This is a genomic window from Scandinavium tedordense, from assembly GCF_024764965.1.
Lineage (GTDB): Bacteria > Pseudomonadota > Gammaproteobacteria > Enterobacterales > Enterobacteriaceae > Scandinavium > Scandinavium tedordense.
The window spans coordinates 44,604-64,983 of sequence record NZ_JALIGG010000046.1; the positions used below are offsets into that span (position 1 = coordinate 44,604).

Sequence of the window (20,380 nt, forward strand, 5' to 3'; positions counted from 1 at the left end):
CTTCCCTCTGTAATTGAGGTATTTTATTTGGCAAAACAGAGAGGTGACTATGGATGAGAAAAAGTATCAGGTCTTTGTAAGCTCGACTTATGAAGATTTGTTCCTGGCACGCAAGAAAATTATTGAAACCGTATTGAGCTTGTACCACTTCCCAGTGGGCATGGAAATGTTTAGTGCCGATGATTCTGACCAGTGGGACATTATTAAAGGAATGATTGATGGTACTGATTATTACGTTGTAATCATTGGCCATAAATATGGTTCAATTGCTCCCTCTGGTGTGAGCTACACTGAAATGGAGTATGATTATGCGAAGTCACTTGGTGTACCTGTTCTCGCATTTATTCGTAACCGAAATGTTGGGACCACACCTAGCGAAAGGGAAAGCGATTCATTAAAGAATGAGCGTCTTGAAAAATTTGTAGAAAAAGCCAAGTCAAACAAAATGTGCGACTTTTGGGACTCGATAGATGATTTGGCTACTAAGGTTGCAATCGCGCTCCCCAAAATAATGATGCGAAAACCTCAGACAGGATGGGTTAGAGGAAACCAATCTATTAGCAAGGAAATTTCAGAGGAACTAGCTGAGCTTTCCTTAGAAAATAGAAATTTAAGAGAACGCGTGCGCGATTTCGAAAGTCAGACTCAGGGTGATAAACCTATACTAAATGTTTCAGTAATTGAATCGAACATTCAAATGAAATTTACTCCTTTTGAATGCCAGCAGGAATACATTGAAAAAATCACACTGGAAGATATCCCATCCGATTTGAGTATCTATGTGACTCAGGAAATGATTGATGGCTATAATAAAAACATACCATCAGATAATGAAGTTGATAAATATAATCATAAGTTATTTCGATACTCTAACTACACACATAATTCATTAGAGCTAAATCCAGTAATAGTAAACTCGGGAAGGCGACTTGCAACAGATATATATGTGGAGATTGAATTTCCTGAATTCATCACCGTGCTGGATAGCTCAAATGAATCGGAGTACATCATAGAGCCTGAGTTAAAACTTCCTGTGTCTCCATTAATAAAAGCACGAGAAAAGAAAGACCTCCCTACAATTTTTGCACCTATTGGGAACTTAATCGATGGTTTAAGAGATTATCAGCATGTTTTCAATGATGATCTCCTTCTTGGTAGGCTGAATAGAATATCTAGTGTATCGACTGGATTTTCACCCAATAGAAATTCGTGGGTAAATTGTGAAGAGCATTCAATTACATTGCGTGCAAAAAAACTACTTCAAAGTCTAAAAATAGATTTTGACTCGGTAGTGATAGTCCCAACAGGCACTGGTTCAGGATTGATTAAAGTCAAAATCATTTGCGAGGAGTTTGTAGAGCCTATTTATTACACGCGAGAGATTACTGTCAGTTAGATTATCATTATGTATAGCTGAATAATCCATTCAGAATTGCCGTCTTCTTCCTTAGGCGGCATTCTTAATTGTGTAAATACTTATGCTAAGAACTAGTGTTATCTGATGTTTTTTAAATCGCATACTGATTTATTAAGTTTGACAAAGTTATTAAACCCAATTATTAACCATGCGCCAAAGCCAAACAATGCAACGACAGCAATAATCAACCATTTTTTTGCGTGTCTTTCGGAAGAAATTGCAGTCTGTAATTCTGACTGCATGTCAGGATCGTCAGTCGTTATATAAACACAAGCATTTTTGAGGTCTGGAGTGGTTTCTGCTTTTTTTACGAGATTCAAGCAGTCGAGTTTGTTGTAGGACTGATTGTTAGTTTTGTTATAAACTCGATGCTTTGATATATATAACTCTTCTTTGCTATCGGTGTTGTAGGTAACATAGCCTGGCTTCATATATGGTGCATTGTATATGATTTCAAAGGCTATACTCATTAACAATAGGCCAAAAAAGATAGCGTTCACCAACTGGAGTCGAATAGTGCGCTTAACACCGATGGGGCCAAAAAAACTTGTAAAACGCAATGTTGAACGATCTATCCTGCCATCATTTAGCGCATCGGATATTAGTTTGGCATCTTCAGGGGAAACAGTTCTGACGCCTCGCTTTAGTCTGAATAATTGCTGGTTGTAAATTTTTTCATCATATTCCATGTAGTGACTATCACTGTATTTTACTCGAAATAACTTGAGTAAAAGCCCGATGAAAAAACTAATACTTGGTTGTTTAATGAAAATGATAACAAGACATAGGATTAAGAAGTAAACTTTATACTCGCCAAGCATCCCAGAAACAAATTCATTCATTTTTGATCCCTTTTTGTTGAAATGTTCGATTGATAATGCATTTTTCTAGCACTGAATTAAACCGGTATTGTGTCAAACACTATCCAACCATGTTTAATGGCTACTGAGATTATATTGCTACATTCTCATGTCATGAACAATCTCTCTTCAATTCAAGATATTTTGCGCCTGCTGCGCAATCTGATCCGCACCGGGGTCATCATCGAGACTGACCTCGATGCCGGTCGCTGTCGCGTCCAAACCGGCGGTATCGTTACCGACTGGCTTCAGTGGCTGACTTCCCGCGCCGGGCGCTCGCGCACATGGTGGGCTCCCTCGGTGGGGGAGCAGGTGCTCATTCTGTCCGTCGGCGGTGAACTCGATACGGCGTTTGTCCTGCCCGCCATTTTCTCTGATGACCATCCTGCCCCGTCGGTATCCGCTGATGCATTTCACATCACCTTTCCTGACGGTGCGGTCATCGAGTACGAACCCGAGACCGGGGCGCTTTCGGTTACCGGCATCACCACCGCCGAGGTCACTGCTTCGAAATCCATTACCGCCACGGTGCCGATCGTGATGATTAAGGCGTCGACTCGCGTCACGCTCGATACGCCGGAGGTGGTGTGTACCAACAAGCTCATCACCGGTACGCTCGAAGTGCAGAAGGGCGGAAAGATGAGCGGTGACATTGAGCACGCAGGCGGGAAATTTACCTCCAACGGCGTGCAGGTGGATGACCATGACCACGGCGGCGTCGAACGCGGGAACAGCCGGACGGAGGGTACGAAATGACGGTCCGCTATCTCGGTATGAACCGGGAGACCGGCCGGGCCATTACCGATGCCGACCATATCCGCCAGAGCGTGAGCGATATCCTGCGCACGCCGGTCGGGTCGCGGGTGATGCGTCGTGATTACGGCTCGCTGCTGTCTTCCCTGATTGATATGCCGCAAAACGATGCGCTGAACCTTCAGATGATGTGTGCCTGTTACATGGCGCTGCTGAAGTGGGAGCCCCGCATCACCATCACGTCGCTGACGATTGAGCGTCAGTTTAACGGGCAGATGATGGTTGACCTGACCGGTGAAATTAAAGACTCAGCCGCCCCTTTATCCCTGACCATTCCAGTGAGTTGAACCTATGGCCATTATCGACCTGAGCCAGCTCCCCGCGCCCGACGTGGTGGAAACGCTGGATTATGAATCCATCCTCGCCGAACGTAAGGCGACCCTGATTTCGCTCTACCCGGAAGACCAGCAGGAGGCTATCGCCCGCACGCTCACGCTGGAGTCCGATCCGCTGGTGAAATATCTGGAAGAAAATTCATACCGCGAAGTGCTGTGGCGTCAGCGTGTGAATGAAGCCGCGCTGGCTGTCACGCTGGCGTATTCCGAAAACAACGACCTCGATGTGATGGCCGCGAACACCAATACCGCCCGCCTGATTATCACCCCGGCCGACGACAGCACCATCCCACCGACACCGGCGGTCATGGAGTCCGACACGGATTTTCGTCTGCGGGCGCAACAGGCTTTCGAGGGCCTGAGCGTCGCGGGGCCGGTGGGGGCGTATGAATTTCACGGCCGCAGCGCCGACGGCCGCGTCGCTGACATTTCCGTCATCAGTCCTGAGCCTGCGTGCGTGACCATTTCCGTGCTTTCCCGCGAGGATAACGGTGCTGCCTCTGATGCGCTGCTGGCGGTGGTACGTCACGCGCTTAACGGCGAAGACGTCAGGCCGGTTGCTGACCGGGTGACCGTCCAGTCAGCGGAGATTATTCACTACACCATAGACGCGACGCTCTTCATTTTCCCCGGCCCGGAAAGCGAACCCATCCGCGCTGCTGCTGAGGCAAAACTGAAAGCCTATATCAGCGCTCAGCACCGGCTCGGGCGTGACATTCGGCAGTCTGCCATTTACGCCGCCCTGCATGTGGAAGGGGTGCAGCGAGTCGAGCTGGCGGCCCCGGCCGTTGACATCGTGCTCGATAAAACGCAGGCGTCTTTCTGCTCAGATTATCAAATCAGGCTCGGGGGCTCGGATGAGTGAGGCACGACTGCTGCCGGTCGGCTCATCGCCACTGGAGGTGGCCGCCGCCCGCGCCTGTGCGGAAATCGAAAACACCCCGATCCCGTTACGCCGCTTATGGAACCCGACCGACTGCCCGGTGAATCTACTGCCGTGGCTCGCCTGGGCGTATTCCGTCGACCGCTGGGATAGCGACTGGCCGGAAGAGACCAAACGCGACGTTATTCGGGCGGCTTTTTACATTCACCGGCGCAAAGGCACCATCGGCGCAGTGCGGCGCGTGGTCGAGCCTTTGGGGTATGTGATTAACGTGACGGAGTGGTGGGAAACCAGTGACCCGCCCGGCACCTTTCGCCTCGATATTGGCGTGCTGGAAACCGGCATCACCGAGGAAATGTATCTCGAGATGGAGCGTCTCATCGCCGATGCCAAACCGGCCAGTCGTCACCTTCTAGGGCTCAACATTATTCAGGACGTGGCCGGTTATCTCTTCGCCGGTGGCGTCAGTTATGACGGCGACATCATTACCGTGTATCCGGGCTAAGTGAGAGCAGAATGACAGTGAAATATAAAACAGTGGTCACCACGGCCGGGGCAGCAAAATTTGCGGCCGCACTGACGCCTGGTGGCAAAAAGGTCAATATCGTTGCGATGGCCGTCGGTGACGGGGGCGGTACGCTGCCCGAGCCGAACACCGGCCAGACAAAACTCATCAATGAGGTCTGGCGTCATCCGCTGAACAAAATCAGCCAGGACAACAAGAAGAAAAATTATGTGGTGGCCGAGCTGGTCATCCCGCCGGAAACGGGCGGCTTCTGGCTGCGTGAAATGGGGTTATATGACGACACCGGCACGCTGGTCGCCGTCGGTAATATGGCTGAGAGCTACAAGCCAAAACTCGAAGAAGGTTCCGGCCGGGCGCAGACCCTGCGCATGGTTATCATCCTGTCTGACCTCGAGTCGGTCGAGCTCGCCATCGACTCATCAATGGTGATGGCAACGCAGGACTACGTTGACGACAAAATCGCGAAGCACGAACAGTCTCGCCGCCACCCTGACGCCACGCTGAAAGAGAAAGGGTTTACCCAACTCAGCAGCGCCACCGACAGCGCGTCTGAGGCGCTCGCTGCGACGCCGAAAGCAGTTAAAGCAGCGTATGACCTTGCTAAAGGGAAATACTCGGCTCAGGACGCCACCACGGCGCAAAAAGGGATTGTGCAGCTCAGCAGCGTGACCGACAGCACGTCTGAGATTCTGGCTGCAACCCCGAAGGCAGTGAAAGCGACCTATGACCTCGCTAAAGGCAAATACACGGCTCAGGACGCGACCACAGCGCAAAAAGGTATTGTGCAGCTCAGCAGTGCGACCGACAGCACGTCTGAAACACTCGCTGCAACCCTGAAGGCGGTGAAAGCCGCGAATGACAATGCTAACGGGCGCGTACCGGGCAGCCGCAAGGTGAACGGCCGGGCGCTGACGGGAGATATCAGTATTACTGCGCAGGATATCTTTAACGGTCAGGCGGTGAGCATCGGTAATGCAATTGACCTGAACGCATACACCACGCCGGGGCTGTATTACCAGGCGGCTAACGCGCAGGCGGTAAGCGGGAAGAACTACCCGGAACCGAATGCCGGGTCACTCGAAGTGTATAAACACGCTGGCGTCACGCAGATTTACCGGATGTATAACCATTCACGCTCTTACATCCGCACGATGTACAGCGGAGCCTGGTCAGCCTGGACTAAACAGTATGACGCGGCAAACAAGCCCACACCGGCTGACATTGGCGCAGTGTCAAAAGGAGGTGATACCGTCAGCGGCACGCTGAAGGTGGCCGCAGAGGTGCAAACCACATCCTCTAACAGTTTCCGCATGGTGTACGGCAATTATGGCTCGTTCTGGCGGCAGGACGGCTCTAACCTCTATCTCATGCTGACCAACTCCGGTGACTGGTACGGCGGGTATAACAGCCTCCGGCCATTTTCGGTCAATCTGACAAACGGTGATGTGACCATTAATAAATTAGGTCTGGTCAATTTTGCCAACTTTGATGCGCGCTATTACACCAAAGCGCAATCGGATGCGGGTTATATGCCTCGCTCGGGCGCATATACCAAAGCCGAAAGCGACGGGCGATTCCAGCCTAAAGGCTCTTATGGCGCACCTAACTCCGCATCTAAAGCGGCGAACGGTTGGTGGCAGTGCGGCAGTACCGGCATCATTGAGCAGTGGCTTCAGGGGGCGACCATGACCAGTGAAAAGACGCAGGCAATCACCTTCCCGAAAGCTTTCCCGTCGGCGTGTCTGTCGATTTCAGTCAGCACGTTAAACGTGAATAACAACACCGGCACCGAGGGGATGTTCCAGCTTGTGTCTAAAACGAAGACCGGCTGCGTGGTGATGGCAAACAGGGCGTACGGTAGCGTCGGGCAGGTCGCGGTACTCATTCATGCGGTGGGGTACTGATATGAATATGATTTACTACAGCGCTGAAATGTCGGGCTTTTATTTTGAAGCTGACCGGTCGCTTTATGAAGCGGCGGGAAGCTGGCCTGCTGATGCGCAGGCAATCTCTGACCGCTGGTATCAGCATCTAATCGAAGGGCAAACCAAAGGTCATTCTATTGTGTCTGATGAGTACGGTCAGCCGGTGCTGAAAGCCATTGAGACTGATTACCCGGCCATTGCCGAAGCACAAAAGCAAACCCTCATCAGTGACGCGATGCAGTCAGTCGGGGTTATTCAGCTCAAGTTACAGGCCGGTCGGGCGTTAAGTGAGGCCGAATCGGCAAAACTGGCCGCAGTACTGGATCACATCGATGACATTGAAAAAATCAGTACGGTGTCAGTGACCGGCCCGGTCGACTGGCCGGTGATGCCCGAATAAATCGTAGCCCTCCACCCGGAGGGCTTTTTGTTTGTTGTGTTAGATCCCCGCCAACGCCATTCCGTCGCACCTGTTGCACACACAACAGAAAATGGTTGCACCCCAACCCAACGGAGTTAAACGGATGAGTGATTTTCATCACGGCGTGCAGGTCGTCGAAGTCAACGACGGCACGCGCATCATTTCCACGGTTTCCACCGCCATTGTCGGCATGGTCTGCACGGCCAGCGATGCTGACGTCGAGACCTTCCCGCTCAATGAACCGGTGTTAATTACCAACCCGCAAAGCGTCATCGGGAAAGCCGGTACCAAAGGCACGCTTGCCAGTTCACTACAGGCCATCGCTGACCAGTCAAAGCCGGTGACCATTGTCGTGCGTGTGGAAGAAGGCACCGGCGACGATGAGGAAGCGGCGCAGGCGCAGACGATTTCTAACATCATCGGCACCACCGATGAGAACGGGAAATACACCGGGCTGAAAGCACTGTTGACCGCGCAGGCGGTGACCGGCGTTAAGCCACGCATTCTCGGTGTGCCGGGTCTCGATTCACTGGAGGTCGCGACCGCACTTGTACCGGTGGCGCAAAAGTTGCGGGCTTTCGGCTATGTCAGCGCCTGGGGCTGTAAAACTATTTCTGATGCCATCAAATACCGCGACAACTTCAGCGCCCGCGAGCTGATGGTTATCTGGCCGGATTTCCTGTCGTGGGATACCACGGCTAACGCGACGGAAACGGCATATGCCACCGCGCGAGCGCTCGGCCTGCGTGCCAAAATCGACAATGACACCGGCTGGCACAAAACCCTCTCTAACGTCGGCGTGAATGGCGTCACCGGTATCAGTGCGTCTGTGTTCTGGGATTTGCAGGAGCCCGGCACCGATGCCGATCTGCTGAACGAGGCAGGCATCACCACGCTGATCCGCAAAGACGGTTTCCGCTTCTGGGGGAACCGCACCTGCTCAGATGACCCGCTTTTCCTGTTTGAAAACTACACCCGCACCGCGCAGGTTATCGCTGACACGATGGCTGAGGCTCACATGTGGGCAGTCGATAAACCGGTGACCGCCACACTCATTCGCGACATCGTTGACGGCATCAATGCCAAATTCCGTGAGCTGAAAACCGGGGGCTATATCGTTGATGCGACCTGCTGGTTTGACGACAGCGCCAACGATAAGGAGTCGATGAAGGCCGGGAAGCTGTATCTGGATTACGACTATACGCCGGTACCGCCGCTCGAAAACCTGACCCTGCGCCAGCGCATTACCGACAAATACCTGGCGAATCTCATCTCGTCAGTGAACAGCAAATAAGGAGCCAGAGACATGGCATTACCTCGCAAGTTAAAGCTCATGAATCTGTTTATTGATGGCACGAACTATCTCGGTATCGTCCAGTCGGTGACGCTACCAAAGCTGACCCGCAAACTCGAAAAATATCGCGGCGGCGGGATGAACGGCGCGGCCCCGGTCGACCTCGGTCTCGATGATGATGCGCTGGCGGCGGAGTTTTCCCTCGGCGGATTTCCGGATGACGTTATCTGGTCGCTCTACGCTGCTGCGACAGCCTCGGCGGTGCCGCTGCGTTTTGCGGGCTCTTACCAGCGCGACGACACCGGCGAGACGGTACCGGTCGAAGTGGTGCTGCGTGGCCGCCAGAAAGAAATCGACACCGGCGACGCCAAACAGGGTGAGGACACCGAGTCGAAAATCTCGATGGATTGCACCTATTACAGGCTTACCCTCAACGGAAAGGAACTGGTCGAAATCGACACCCTGAACCTGATTGAGAAGGTGAACGGCGTCGACAAGCTCGAGGAGCACCGCCGAAACATCGGTATGTAATGTTCACCCGGTCAGCGCCGCTGGCCGGTCTTCCCTGAATACTGAATGAGACAGAAACATCATGAAAAAAGCTGAAAACCAACACGTTATCAACCTGGTAAAAACTATCAAACGCGGCGAGACCGAAATTAAAGAGGTGACCCTCCTGAAACCGACTGCCGGAACCCTGCGCGGTGTCGGGCTGGCGGCGGTGGCAAACTCGGACGTAGATGCGCTGATTAAGGTACTGCCGCGCATGACGATGCCATCACTGACCGAGCAGGAAGTCGCCGCGCTGGAGTTGCCAGACCTGCTGAGTTTTGCCGGTGAGGTGGTCGGTTTTTTGTCACCGAATTCGGCGGCGTAACTTTCCCGAAAAATTTCTCGGTTGATGACCTGATGGCCGACGTCGCAGTGATTTTTCACTGGGGGCCATCAGAGCTGTATCCCCTGAGTATTCCCGAGCTCATCACATGGCGCGACAAGGCGCTACAGCGAAGCGGAAACACGAATGAGTAATAACCTCAAACTCGAAGTGCTGCTGAAAGCTGTCGACCAGGCATCCCGACCTTTTAAATCCATCCAGACAGCGAGCAAATCGCTGTCGGGTGATATTCGCTCGACGCAGCAGTCGTTACGCGACCTGAACGGTCAGGCATCGAAAATCGACGGTTTTCGTAAGAGCAGCGCCCAGTTGGCCGTCACGGGGCAGTCACTCGCCAAAGCGAAGCAGGAAGCGACCGCGTTGTCGGTGGCCTTTAGAAACACCGAAAATCCGACGAAAGCGCAGGCCCGCGCAATGGAGCTTGCCCAAAAGAATGCGGCTGACTTACAGCTCAAATATAACGGGCTGCGTCTGTCCGTGCAGCGTCAGCGGCAGGCGCTCGGGCAGGCGGGGATTAATACCCGGACACTGGCGAGCGATGAGCTGCGTCTGAAAAATTCCATCAGCCAAACGACGGCGCAGTTAAACCGCCAGCGTGAAGCACTGGCGCGGGTCAGTGTGCAGCAGGCGAAATTATCCGCTGTGAAAGCCCGCTATGAGTCCGGGCAGGCGCTCGCTGCCGGGGCGCGAAATGAAGGTATGGCCGGGGTTGGTGTGGCAACGGCGGGCACGCTGGCCGGGGTGACTCTTTTGCGTCCGGGTTATGACTTCGCACAGAAAAATTCTGAGCTTCAGGCGGTGCTTGGGGCAGACAAACAATCCCCTGAAATGCAGGCGTTACGTCAGCAGGCCCGACAGCTCGGGGATAATACGGCCGCGTCTGCGGATGATGCTGCCGGGGCGCAGATTATCATTGCGAAGGGCGGCGGTGATGCTGCGGCCATTCAGGCGGTGACACCGGTCACGCTGGATATGGCGCTCGCCAACCGTCGCACAATGGAAGAGAACGCCGCGCTGTTGATGGGGATGCGCTCGGCCTTCCAGCTTTCAAACGACAAAGTGGCGCACATTGGCGACGTGCTGTCGACGGTGATGAATAAAACTGCCGCTGATTTTGACGGGCTGAGTGATGCGCTGACCTATGCCGCACCGGTGGCGAAAAATGCCGGGGTAAGTATCGAAGAAGCTGCCGCGATGGTGGGGGCGCTGCACGATGCCAAAATCACCGGCTCGATGGCCGGGACCGGAAGCCGGGCGGTGCTCAGTCGTTTACAGGCGCCAACCGGTAAAGCCTTTGACGCTATCAAAGAGCTAGGCGTCAAAACGGCCGACAGCAAGGGCAATACCCGGCCGATTTTCAGCATCCTGAAAGAAATGCAGGGCAGCTTCGAGAAAAATAACCTCGGCTCGGGCCAGCGTGCCGAGTACATGAAAACCATTTTCGGGGAAGAGGCGAGCTCAGCGGCGGCGGTGCTGATGTCAGCCGCGTCGACCGGCAAGCTCGACCAGCTTACTGCCACGCTCAAAGCCTCGGACGGGAAAACGGCCGCACTGGTTAAAGTCATGCAGGACAATCTCGGCGGCGATTTTAAAGAGTTTCAGTCAGCCTATGAGGCGGTCGGGACCGACCTTTTTGACCAGCAGGAGTCATCGCTGCGCAAACTGGTGCAGACGGCGACCGGCTATGTGCTGAAGCTCGATGGCTGGATCCAGAAAAATAAATCACTGGCGACCACGCTCGGACTCATCACTGCGGCGGGGCTGGGGCTGGTTGCGGCGCTGGGTGTAATTGGTCTGGTTGCGTGGCCGGTTATCGCGGGCATGAATGCCCTTATTGCTGCTGCCGGATTGCTGAGCGTGGCATTTACCACGGCGGGAGGCGCGATAGTGACAGCCATCGGGGCTATCTCGTGGCCGGTGGTCGCCGTTGTCGCGGCGGTCGTCGCCGGGGCGCTGCTCATCCGTAAATACTGGGAGCCCATCAGCGCCGTTTTCTCGGGTGTGGTGCAGGGGCTTATTGCCGCATTTTCGCCGGTGGCTGAGATGTTCGCCCCGCTGGCTCCCGTTTTTGACGGGCTCGGCCAGAAACTCGGCGCAGTCTGGAAATGGTTTAAAGACCTTATCGCGCCGGTAAAAGCCACACAGGAAACCTTAGACGGCTGCAAAAATGCCGGGGTGGCGTTTGGCCGGGCGCTGGGAGATGCGCTGATGCTGCCGCTGAATATCTTCAACAAGCTGCGCGGCGGCCTTGATGTGATCCTCGAAAAGCTCGGCATCGTTAAAAAGGAATCGGACACCATCGATGCCGCGACGGCAAAGGCGCAGCCGGTCGGGCAGGGTGGTGGATACATTCCGGCGACCAGCTCATACGGGGGCTATCAGGCATATCAGCCGGTCACCGCGCCCGCCGGTCGCACGTACATCGACCAGAGCAGCCCAACCTATCAAATCCAGTTACAGGGCGGCGGTGCGCCGGGCGGCCAGCTCGGTAACCAGTTGCAGGATGCGCTTGAAAAATACGAGCGCAACAAGCGAGCCAAAACCCGCGCCAGCATGATGCATGATTAAGGAGCCTGATGATGATGCTCACTCTTGGAATGTTTGTGTTTATGCGCCAGTCGCTGCCTTATCAGAGTTTGCAGCGCAGTGCGGATTATCAGTGGCCGTCAAACAGCCGGGTCGGGAAGCGTGATGCGTTTCAGTTCCTCGGCCCCGGTGACGACAAAATCACCCTCACCGGCGATTTATACCCTGAAATGACCGGCGGGCGGCTCTCGATGCTGGCGCTCTATACGATGGCAGATGAGGGCCGGGCGTGGCCCCTGATTTCCGGCACCGGCACCATTTACGGGATGTTTGTTATTACCAACGTGAGCGAAACCGGCACCGTCTTTTTCGCTGATGGCTCACCGCGAAAAATCAGCTTCACGCTGTCACTGACGCGCGTCGATGATTCCCTTGCGGCGCTCTATGGCGATATTGGTAAGCAGGCCGAATCTCTTGTCGGTAAGGCGGGCAATGTGCTTTCACTGGTGGGAGGTTAATCATGCCGGATATCGTCACCGGCTCAGGCGCAACCCTGACGCCTCAGTTTATGCTGACGCTCAACAGCAAGGACATCACCGGCAACATCAGTGACAGGCTGATTAACCTGACCATGACCGACAATCGTGGGTTTGAGGCTGACCAGCTCGACATCGAGCTCGACGACAGTGACGGGCTGGTCGAGCTGCCGGTGCGCGGGGCGCTGCTGTCGCTGTATCTCGGTTGGAAAGGTTTTGCCCTGGTGGGAAAAGGTGATTTTACTGTCGATGAGGTGGAGCACCACGGCGCACCGGACACGGTGACGTTACGGGCGCGGAGTGCTGATTTTCGCGGAACGCTCAATTCACGCCGGGAAGAGTCCTGGCATGACACCACGCTTGGCGCGGTGGTGGGGGCAATTGCAGCCCGCAATAAATTAGCGGCCAGCGTGGCGGATTCGCTGGCGGGTATCCACATCGCGCATATTGACCAGTCGCAGGAGTCCGACGCGGTATTCCTGACCCGCCTCGCCGAGCGGAACGGTGGGGCGGTGTCGGTCAAGGCGGGCAAATTGCTGATGCTCAAAGCCGGGAGCGGCGTGACAGCCAGCGGTAAGGCCATCCCACAAATCACTATTCAGCGCAGTGATGGTGACCGACATCAGTTCGCGATTGCTGACCGGGGCGCGTATACCGGCGTCACGGCCAAATGGCTGCATACCAAAGACCCGAAGCCTCAGAAGCAGGCGCAACAGGTAAAGCTGAAGCGTAAGCCGAAAGAGCAGCACCTGCGGGTGCTCCAGCATCCAAAAGCGAAACCGGTCAGCAGTACGGCGAAGGCCAAAAAGCAGAAAGAGCAGGAAGCCCGCGAGGGCGAGTATATGGCCGGTGAGTCGGATAATGTTTTCGCCATGACCACGATTTACGCATCAAAGGCGCAGGCCATGAGGGCGGCGCAGGCGAAGTGGGATAAATTGCAGCGCGGCGTGGCGGAGTTCTCAATCACCCTCGCGGCCGGTCGAGCAGATATTTACCCGGAAATGCCGGTGAAGGTATCAGGCTTTAAGCGCGTTATAGACGAGCAGGCATGGTTAATCAGTAAGGTGACCCATAACCTCAACAATAACGGCTTCACGACGGGCGTAGAGCTTGAGGTAAGGCTTTCTGATGTGGAGTACGAAGCAGTGGCTGATGAGTGATGGTTGTTGTTTATCTATTTGTTTTATATGAATTTAATAGATAAAATGGCGGCATTAAATCATTAAGGTGAGGTGATAGAAATGTTCCATTGTCCGTTATGCCATACAGCCGCCCATGCCCGCACCAGCCGTTACTTTACTGACACGACAAAAGAGCGTTATCACCAGTGCACAAATATCAATTGCAGCTGCACCTTCGTCACGACGGAAACGGTCGAGCGCTACATCGTAAAGCCGGGTGAAGTGACACCGGCTCTACCTCACCCCACATCGACAGGGCAGCAACAAATCGCCTGGATGTAAAAAAGAGACCTCGCAAATGCGAGGTCTCTTTCATTCGATGTGGTCAATGCGTGGACATGACGAGAAATAAATCCTTTTATTTCATATCGATAAGGAATGTTTTAAATCACCATCCCTGTCTTCCCCCTCATGATGAGGGGGTTTTTTTTGCCTTTTTTCCGGCAACTGACCTTAATCACATTCCGCTATACTACCCGCAGAAGAGAGTGGGAGTGTTTATGAATCAAACCTATGGCCAACTCGTCAACCGGGCGGCGATTGCCGCGACGGTAATGGCTTCGGCGTTACTTTTGATCAAGATTTTTGCGTGGTGGTACACCGGGTCCGTCAGTATTCTGGCGGCGCTGGTGGATTCGTTGGTGGATATCGCCGCCTCGCTGACTAACCTGTTGGTGGTGCGCTATTCGCTGCAGCCTGCCGATGAAGAGCACACTTTTGGTCACGGCAAAGCTGAATCTCTCGCGGCGCTGGCGCAGAGTATGTTTATTTCCGGCTCGGCGCTGTTCCTGTTTTTGACCGGCATTCAGCATTTAATCACCCCTGAACCGATGCGTGAGCCTGGTGTCGGGATGGCGGTGACGGTTATTGCGCTCATCAGTACGATAATTCTGGTGACCTTCCAGCGCTGGGTAGTGCGGAAGACGCAAAGCCAGGCGGTGCGCGCCGATATGCTTCATTATCAGTCTGATGTTATGATGAACGGAGCCATTCTGGTGGCGCTTGCGCTGGCGTGGTACGGCTGGCATCGCGCTGATGCATTGTTTGCATTGGGAATTGGCATCTATATTTTATATTGTGCAATACGCATGGGGCATGAAGCCGTACAGTCGCTACTGGACAGAGCGCTCCCCGATGAAGAACGTCAAGAAATCATTAACATCGTGAGCGCCTGGCCTGGCGTCAGCGGTGCGCACGACCTTCGTACGCGGCAGTCAGGGCCGACCCGCTTTATTCAGATTCATTTGGAAATGGAAGATAACCTGCCGTTGGTTCAGGCGCATTTAGTGGCTGAACAGGTTGAGCAGGCGTTATTGCTTCGTTTTCCGGGTTCTGATGTGATTATTCATCAGGATCCATGCTCGGTTGTCCCTTTGGGGCGACAGGGATTTTTGGACTTTCGTAATTCGTTGTGAAAATGTGGGCCGGATCGGCATTTTTTGTCTAAATTACCGCCGATTGGCCTGACCTGAATCAATTCAGCACGATGCGCCTGATATACTATTTCCATATAGTCGATCTCTCCCTTTTTGTGGGGGCGCTTCGGGCAACAGAATAATTTTTAGCATTCCTAAGTTCAGAGGTAGTCATGATTAAGAAAATCGGTGTGTTGACAAGCGGCGGTGATGCCCCAGGCATGAACGCAGCCATCCGTGGTGTTGTGCGAGCAGCGCTTTCGGAAGGTCTGGAAATTTTTGGTATCTATGACGGCTACCTCGGTCTGTATGAAGATCGCATGGTCCAGCTCGATCGTTACAGCGTATCCGACATGATTAACCGTGGCGGCACCTTCCTCGGTTCTGCGCGCTTCCCGGAATTCCGCGAAGAGCACGTCCGTGAAGTTGCTATCGAGAACATGAAAAAACGCGGCCTCGACGCGTTAGTGGTTATCGGCGGTGATGGCTCCTACATGGGCGCGAAGCGTCTGACCGAAATGGGCTTCCCATGCATCGGCCTGCCGGGCACTATCGATAACGATATCAAAGGCACCGACTACACCATCGGTTACTTCACTGCGCTGGGCACTGTGGTCGAAGCTATCGACCGTCTGCGCGACACTTCTTCCTCTCACCAGCGTATCTCCATCGTTGAAGTGATGGGCCGCTACTGTGGCGATCTGACCTTGGCAGCAGCGATTGCCGGTGGCTGTGAGTTTGTTGTGGTTCCGGAAGTGGAATTCAGCCGCGACGATCTGGTGGCTGAAATCAAAGCCGGTATCGCCAAAGGTAAGAAACACGCAATCGTCGCTATTACTGAGCACATGTGTGATATCGATGAGTTGGCGAAGTACATCGAAACCGAAACCAAACGCGAAACCCGTGCCACCGTACTGGGTCACATTCAGCGTGGCGGTTCTCCAGTGCCTTACGACCGTATCCTCGCTTCCCGTATGGGCGCGTATGCGATTGATCTGCTGCTGGAAGGCTTCGGCGGTCGTTGTGTCGGTATCCAGAACGAGAAACTGGTTCACCATGACATCATCGACGCTATCGAAAACATGAAGCGTCCATTCAAAACCGATCTGCTGGACTGTGCGAAAAAGCTCTACTAAACGCTCCCCAACCGTTCGTGAAATCAGGATCCGTAGCCCTCAAGGGTTACGGATTTTTTTTGCCTCTGCTATCTGTCTTCCGAGCACATTAAGCGCTTCTCTTTGAGAGGGGCTGGGTTTACTCTCGATGAAGCATACAATCCAATAAAAAACCCTACCGTTTGTAATCACTTAGGAAATTGACAATGTCACTGTATAGCGAAACCAAAGCACAGTTTATTCACGGGCTGGTCAGTCTGAGCGCGGTTCTGCAAAAGAGCGCGGACTGGGCGAAAGAACAGGGGACTGATGAAACGGCTCTGCTGGAGGCGAAGCTGGCGGAAGATATGTTCCCGCTGAAGCGTCAGGTGCAGGTAACATGTGATATGGCGAAGCGGGCGATTGCGCGTCTGGCTAACGTCGAAGCGCCAGCAATGGAAGATAACGAAAGCACTTTCGCACAGCTGCATGAGCGCATTGCGGCCACCGTGGCCTTTTTGAAGAGCGTGCAGGATTCGCAGCTGGACGGTGACGACGCGCGTCCGATCATGGTTCAGGCGCGTGAACATCAGCTGCATTTCACTGCTAGCAGTTACGTCTTCCAGTTCGCGATGCCGAACTTCTATTTTCACTCAACGACTGCTTACGCCATTCTGCGCCAGGCTGGTGTGCCGCTGGGCAAGGTAGATTTTTTAGGTAAGATTCAGTAACCGTACGGATAAAACGAAAAAGCCTTCTCTCAGAGAAGGCTTTTTTATGCGGGGGAGGCGGTTACTCGATGTCGAGGGCATCTTCCGACAGAATGATACCGGTATTGTCGGCATAGAGATGGTCGCCGGAGAAGAAGGTCACACCACCGAAATTGACGCGAACATCGCTTTCGCCAACGCCTTCACCAGCAGCACCTACCGGAATCGCAGCCATGGCCTGAATGCCAATGTCCAGCTCTTCCAGGTCGTCTACCTGACGCACCGCGCCGTAGACCACCATACCTTCCCACTCGTTTTGCACTGCCAGACGCGCAAGGTCGGCATCAATCAGCGCACGACGTACGGAGCCGCCGCCATCCACTAGCAGGATGCGGCCACGACCGTTCTGTTCGAGCATATCGTACAGCAACCCGTTATCCTCGAAACATTTCACCGTGATAATTTGTCCACCAAACGACGACCGTCCACCAAAGTTGGAGAACAGCGGTTCAACGACATTGACATCTTCCTGGTAGATGTCGCAAAGCTCGGATGTATCGTATTTCATAGGCTTAACGTTCAGTTGCTACGTGAGTTTTCAGTATATCGTGCTATTCGCATTGTTTGCAAAATCATCAATTGTTAATTGATATTTGTCAGTTACGCAAACAGACGGCTCAGCACAATCCCAACCACAAACAACAGGTTCGCCAGAAGCGCGCCTTTTACTGTGCGTTCGAGCATTGGGCGCATATCTGCCGGGGAACGATGTGTATAGACGAAACGCGCCTGTTTTATAAGCAGCGGCGTGGCCAGAATGAACAGCCAACCCCATGGGCTGTGCAGTGCCATCAGGTTAAACAGCGCCAGGCACAGCAGCGCGCCCATCAGCAAACCGATGTGATAGCGGCGGGCATTGACCGGGCCCAGCCGCACGGCTAGCGTGTTCTTACCGTTTTCACGGTCGCTGTCGATATCGCGCAGGTTATTGACATTGAGCACCGCCGTTGCCAGTAGGCCACAGGCGGTAGCAGGCAGGAACGTCACCGCTTCCAGGGTATGGGCCTGAAGATACCAGCTGCCCATCACGCTGAGCCAGCCGAAGAAGATCAGTACCGAAATATCGCCCAGGCCGATATAGCCGTAAGGACGGGTGCCTACGGTATAGGTGATGGCTGCAATAATCGACACGCCACCCAGCACCATGAAGCCAATAAAATCTTCCATGGTTTGATACGACGCCATCAGCAAGGCGATGCCGGACAGGCAAATCAGCCCTACCGTGACCATCAGCGCGCGCTTCATCTGTTGCTGGGTGATGACACCTTTTTGCATCCCGCGTAGCGGCCCGATGCGGTCTGGCTTGTCGCTGCCCTTGACCGCATCGCCATAGTCGTTCGCCAGATTGGATAAAATCTGTAATAGCCCGGCGGTAATAAGTGCCAGCAATGCAACCAGCGGATTGAAATGCCCCTGCCACCAGGCCAGAGCTGTGCCGACGATAATGGCGGCAAATGCCAGCGGTAAGGTTTTCGGACGTAGGCTTTCCAGCCACGCCTGGGTACGACTCAGAGATTGTTCAGTCATTGTTCCAGCCAATAAAAATGGGGGCTAAGAGCCCCCATCAAAGGTGATGAAAATTCAATTATCTGGATTATAGGATAAAACGACTCAGATCTTCATCTGCCACTAACGCATCAAGATGCTTACTGACATATTCCGCATCGATAGTGAAGGACTCACCCTGACGTTCGCTGGCGTCATAGGAGATATCTTCCATCAGGCGTTCCAGCACGGTGTGCAGGCGGCGCGCGCCGATGTTTTCGGTGGTTTCGTTCACCTGCCATGCGGCTTCAGCGATACGTTTGATACCATCGTCGGTGAAGTCGATATTCACGCCTTCCGTGCCCATCAGCGCTTTGTACTGCACGGTTATGGACGCGTTTGGCTCAGTCAGAATACGTTCGAAATCATGAGTGGTCAGGGCTTTCAGCTCAACACGAATCGGCAGACGACCCTGCAATTCCGGGATCAAATCTGATGGGCTGGCCACCTGGAAGGCGCCGGAGGCGATAAACAGAATGTGGTCGGTTTTCACCATCCCGTGCTTTGTGGAGACGGTGCAGCCTTCAACCAGCGGCAGCAGGTCGCGCTGAACGCCTTCACGAGAAACGTCAGGGCCGGAGGAGTTTCCGCCGCGCTTACAGATTTTATCGATTTCATCGATGAAGACGATCCCGTGCTGTTCAACAGCGTCGATAGCGTCCTGCTTCAGCTCTTCCGGATTCACCAGCTTCGCGGCTTCTTCTTCAATCAGCAGCTTCATCGCGTCTTTGATTTTGACCTTACGCGGCTTTTGCTTCTGTCCACCCAGGTTCTGGAACATAGACTGCAGCTGGCTGGTCATTTCTTCCATGCCAGGAGGTGACATGATTTCAACGCCCATTGGCGCCGCAGCGAGATCGATTTCGATTTCTTTGTCGTCGAGCTGACCTTCACGCAGTTTTTTGCGGAATGCCTGACGTGCAGCAGACGGCTCCTGCGGTTCTTCGGACTGGCCCCAGTTGTTTTTCGCCGGTGGGATCAACACGTCGAGAATGCGCTCTTCCGCCATTTCTTCGGCGCGATAGCGATTTTTGTCAATCGACAGCATACGCACCATTTTCACGGCAGCATCGGTCAGATCGCGGATGATAGAGTCAACTTCTTTACCGACATAGCCCACTTCAGTGAACTTAGTGGCTTCAACTTTGATGAATGGCGCGTTGGCGAGTTTCGCCAGACGACGGGCGATTTCGGTTTTACCAACGCCAGTGGGGCCAATCATCAGAATGTTTTTTGGAGTCACTTCGTGACGCAGCTCTTCGTCGAGCTGCATACGGCGCCAGCGGTTACGCAGGGCGATAGCCACAGAACGCTTTGCCGCGTCCTGGCCGATAATGTGTTTGTCGAGTTCGCTGACAATCTCGCGTGGGGTCATTTCAGACATAGGAGATCCTTACGCTTTAGAAGGTAATTCTTCGATGGTGTGGAAATGGTTGGTGTAGATGCAGATATCACCCGCAATCCCCAACGCTTTTTCCGCAATGTCACGAGCGCTCAGCTCGGTATTTTCCAGCAGCGCACGGGCTGCGGCCTGGGCATACGGGCCGCCGGAGCCAATGGCAATCAAATCGTTTTCAGGCTGCACCACATCGCCGTTACCGGTGATGATAAGAGACGCGTTTTCGTCTGCAACAGCCAGTAGCGCTTCAAGCTTGCGCAGCATACGGTCGGTACGCCAGTCTTTGGCGAGCTCAACCGCGGCTTTGACCAGATGTCCCTGATGCATTTCCAGTTTACGTTCGAACAGTTCAAACAGTGTGAAGGCGTCAGCAGTGCCGCCGGCGAAGCCTGCGATCACTTTGTCGTTATACAAACGGCGTACTTTTTTCACGTTGCCTTTCATGACGGTATTGCCAAGCGTGGCCTGACCATCACCAGCGATAACGACATGACCGTTACGGCGAACACTTACTATTGTTGTCACGAGAGGACCCCCTGGGTGTA

General features: G+C 53.7%; 23 protein-coding genes. 18 read left to right on the top strand and 5 right to left on the bottom strand.

What is annotated here, in order from left to right:
* Positions 1-49: 49 nt before the first annotated feature.
* Entirely contained in the window at positions 50-1,396 is a 1,347-nt protein-coding gene (locus MUU46_RS01975) for a DUF4062 domain-containing protein (protein ID WP_258964615.1), read from the top strand.
* A gap of 98 nt (positions 1,397-1,494) precedes the next feature.
* Here MUU46_RS01975 and MUU46_RS01980 read toward each other — a convergent pair whose 3' ends face one another.
* Entirely contained in the window at positions 1,495-2,259 is a 765-nt protein-coding gene (locus MUU46_RS01980) for a hypothetical protein (protein WP_258964616.1), read from the bottom strand.
* A gap of 132 nt (positions 2,260-2,391) precedes the next feature.
* Here MUU46_RS01980 and MUU46_RS01985 point away from each other — a divergent pair, with 132 nt between their 5' ends.
* From MUU46_RS01985 to MUU46_RS02065, 17 genes are all read left to right on the top strand, one after another.
* Entirely contained in the window at positions 2,392-3,033 is a 642-nt protein-coding gene (locus MUU46_RS01985) for a phage baseplate assembly protein V (protein WP_258964645.1), read from the top strand.
* Positions 3,030-3,377 carry a GPW/gp25 family protein gene (locus tag MUU46_RS01990; protein WP_258964617.1) on the top strand — a complete coding sequence of 116 codons (348 nt, stop codon included), beginning with the start codon at positions 3,030-3,032 and terminating at the stop codon, positions 3,375-3,377. Before MUU46_RS01985 ends, MUU46_RS01990 begins: the two co-directional genes overlap by 4 nt.
* 4 nt (positions 3,378-3,381) lie before the next feature.
* Positions 3,382-4,290 carry a baseplate assembly protein gene (locus MUU46_RS01995; protein ID WP_258964618.1) on the top strand — a complete coding sequence of 303 codons (909 nt, stop codon included), beginning with the start codon at positions 3,382-3,384 and terminating at the stop codon, positions 4,288-4,290.
* Complete coding sequence (locus MUU46_RS02000; protein ID WP_258964619.1) at positions 4,283-4,813, top strand: phage tail protein I; 531 nt, start codon at positions 4,283-4,285, stop codon at positions 4,811-4,813. Before MUU46_RS01995 ends, MUU46_RS02000 begins: the two co-directional genes overlap by 8 nt.
* Before the next feature lie 11 nt (positions 4,814-4,824).
* On the top strand, positions 4,825-6,738 hold the full coding sequence (locus MUU46_RS02005; RefSeq protein ID WP_258964620.1) for a phage tail-collar fiber domain-containing protein: 1,914 nt from the start codon (positions 4,825-4,827) through the stop codon (positions 6,736-6,738).
* A 1-nt stretch (position 6,739) separates the two neighbouring features.
* Positions 6,740-7,159: a tail fiber assembly protein gene (locus MUU46_RS02010; protein WP_258964621.1), complete on the top strand. Its 420-nt coding sequence runs from the start codon at positions 6,740-6,742 to the stop codon at positions 7,157-7,159.
* Positions 7,160-7,283: 124 nt separating this feature from the next.
* Positions 7,284-8,474: a phage tail sheath protein gene (locus MUU46_RS02015; protein WP_258964622.1), complete on the top strand. Its 1,191-nt coding sequence runs from the start codon at positions 7,284-7,286 to the stop codon at positions 8,472-8,474.
* Positions 8,475-8,486: 12 nt separating this feature from the next.
* A complete protein-coding gene (locus MUU46_RS02020; protein ID WP_258964623.1) occupies positions 8,487-9,005 on the top strand; it encodes a phage major tail tube protein in 519 nt (172 codons plus the stop codon).
* A 61-nt stretch (positions 9,006-9,066) separates the two neighbouring features.
* Positions 9,067-9,351, top strand: coding sequence for a phage tail assembly protein (locus MUU46_RS02025; protein ID WP_258964624.1), 285 nt, complete (start codon positions 9,067-9,069; stop codon positions 9,349-9,351).
* Positions 9,352-9,383: 32 nt separating this feature from the next.
* Positions 9,384-9,503 (top strand): GpE family phage tail protein, encoded by a 120-nt coding sequence (locus MUU46_RS02030; RefSeq protein WP_258964625.1) that lies wholly within the window; start codon positions 9,384-9,386, stop codon positions 9,501-9,503.
* Entirely contained in the window at positions 9,496-11,937 is a 2,442-nt protein-coding gene (locus MUU46_RS02035; protein WP_258964626.1) for a phage tail tape measure protein, read from the top strand. The genes MUU46_RS02030 and MUU46_RS02035 overlap by 8 nt, the downstream gene beginning before the upstream one ends.
* 11 nt (positions 11,938-11,948) lie before the next feature.
* Positions 11,949-12,413, top strand: coding sequence for a phage tail protein (locus MUU46_RS02040; RefSeq protein ID WP_258964646.1), 465 nt, complete (start codon positions 11,949-11,951; stop codon positions 12,411-12,413).
* 2 nt (positions 12,414-12,415) lie between these two features.
* Positions 12,416-13,591 (top strand): phage late control D family protein, encoded by a 1,176-nt coding sequence (locus MUU46_RS02045; RefSeq protein WP_258964627.1) that lies wholly within the window; start codon positions 12,416-12,418, stop codon positions 13,589-13,591.
* Positions 13,592-13,672: 81 nt separating this feature from the next.
* On the top strand, positions 13,673-13,894 hold the full coding sequence (locus MUU46_RS02050; RefSeq protein ID WP_258964628.1) for a DNA-binding transcriptional regulator: 222 nt from the start codon (positions 13,673-13,675) through the stop codon (positions 13,892-13,894).
* 218 nt (positions 13,895-14,112) lie between these two features.
* Entirely contained in the window at positions 14,113-15,027 is a 915-nt protein-coding gene (gene fieF / locus MUU46_RS02055; RefSeq protein WP_159761583.1) for a CDF family cation-efflux transporter FieF, read from the top strand.
* Positions 15,028-15,200: 173 nt separating this feature from the next.
* The gene (pfkA, locus tag MUU46_RS02060; RefSeq protein WP_159761582.1) at positions 15,201-16,163 is read left to right on the top strand and encodes a 6-phosphofructokinase; all 963 of its coding nucleotides are present in this window, start codon (positions 15,201-15,203) and stop codon (positions 16,161-16,163) included.
* A 185-nt stretch (positions 16,164-16,348) separates the two neighbouring features.
* Positions 16,349-16,852: a DUF1993 domain-containing protein gene (locus MUU46_RS02065; protein WP_258964629.1), complete on the top strand. Its 504-nt coding sequence runs from the start codon at positions 16,349-16,351 to the stop codon at positions 16,850-16,852.
* A gap of 61 nt (positions 16,853-16,913) precedes the next feature.
* Here MUU46_RS02065 and rraA read toward each other — a convergent pair whose 3' ends face one another.
* From rraA to hslV, 4 genes are all read right to left on the bottom strand, one after another.
* On the bottom strand, positions 16,914-17,399 hold the full coding sequence (gene rraA / locus MUU46_RS02070) for a ribonuclease E activity regulator RraA (RefSeq protein ID WP_110511861.1): 486 nt from the start codon (positions 17,397-17,399) through the stop codon (positions 16,914-16,916).
* A 92-nt stretch (positions 17,400-17,491) separates the two neighbouring features.
* The gene (menA, locus tag MUU46_RS02075) at positions 17,492-18,418 is read right to left on the bottom strand and encodes a 1,4-dihydroxy-2-naphthoate polyprenyltransferase (RefSeq protein ID WP_258964630.1); all 927 of its coding nucleotides are present in this window, start codon (positions 18,416-18,418) and stop codon (positions 17,492-17,494) included.
* A 67-nt stretch (positions 18,419-18,485) separates the two neighbouring features.
* Positions 18,486-19,820: an ATP-dependent protease ATPase subunit HslU gene (gene hslU, locus MUU46_RS02080; RefSeq protein WP_159761579.1), complete on the bottom strand. Its 1,335-nt coding sequence runs from the start codon at positions 19,818-19,820 to the stop codon at positions 18,486-18,488.
* A gap of 9 nt (positions 19,821-19,829) precedes the next feature.
* Positions 19,830-20,360 (bottom strand): ATP-dependent protease subunit HslV, encoded by a 531-nt coding sequence (gene hslV / locus MUU46_RS02085; RefSeq protein ID WP_110511858.1) that lies wholly within the window; start codon positions 20,358-20,360, stop codon positions 19,830-19,832.
* Positions 20,361-20,380: the final 20 nt, after the last annotated feature.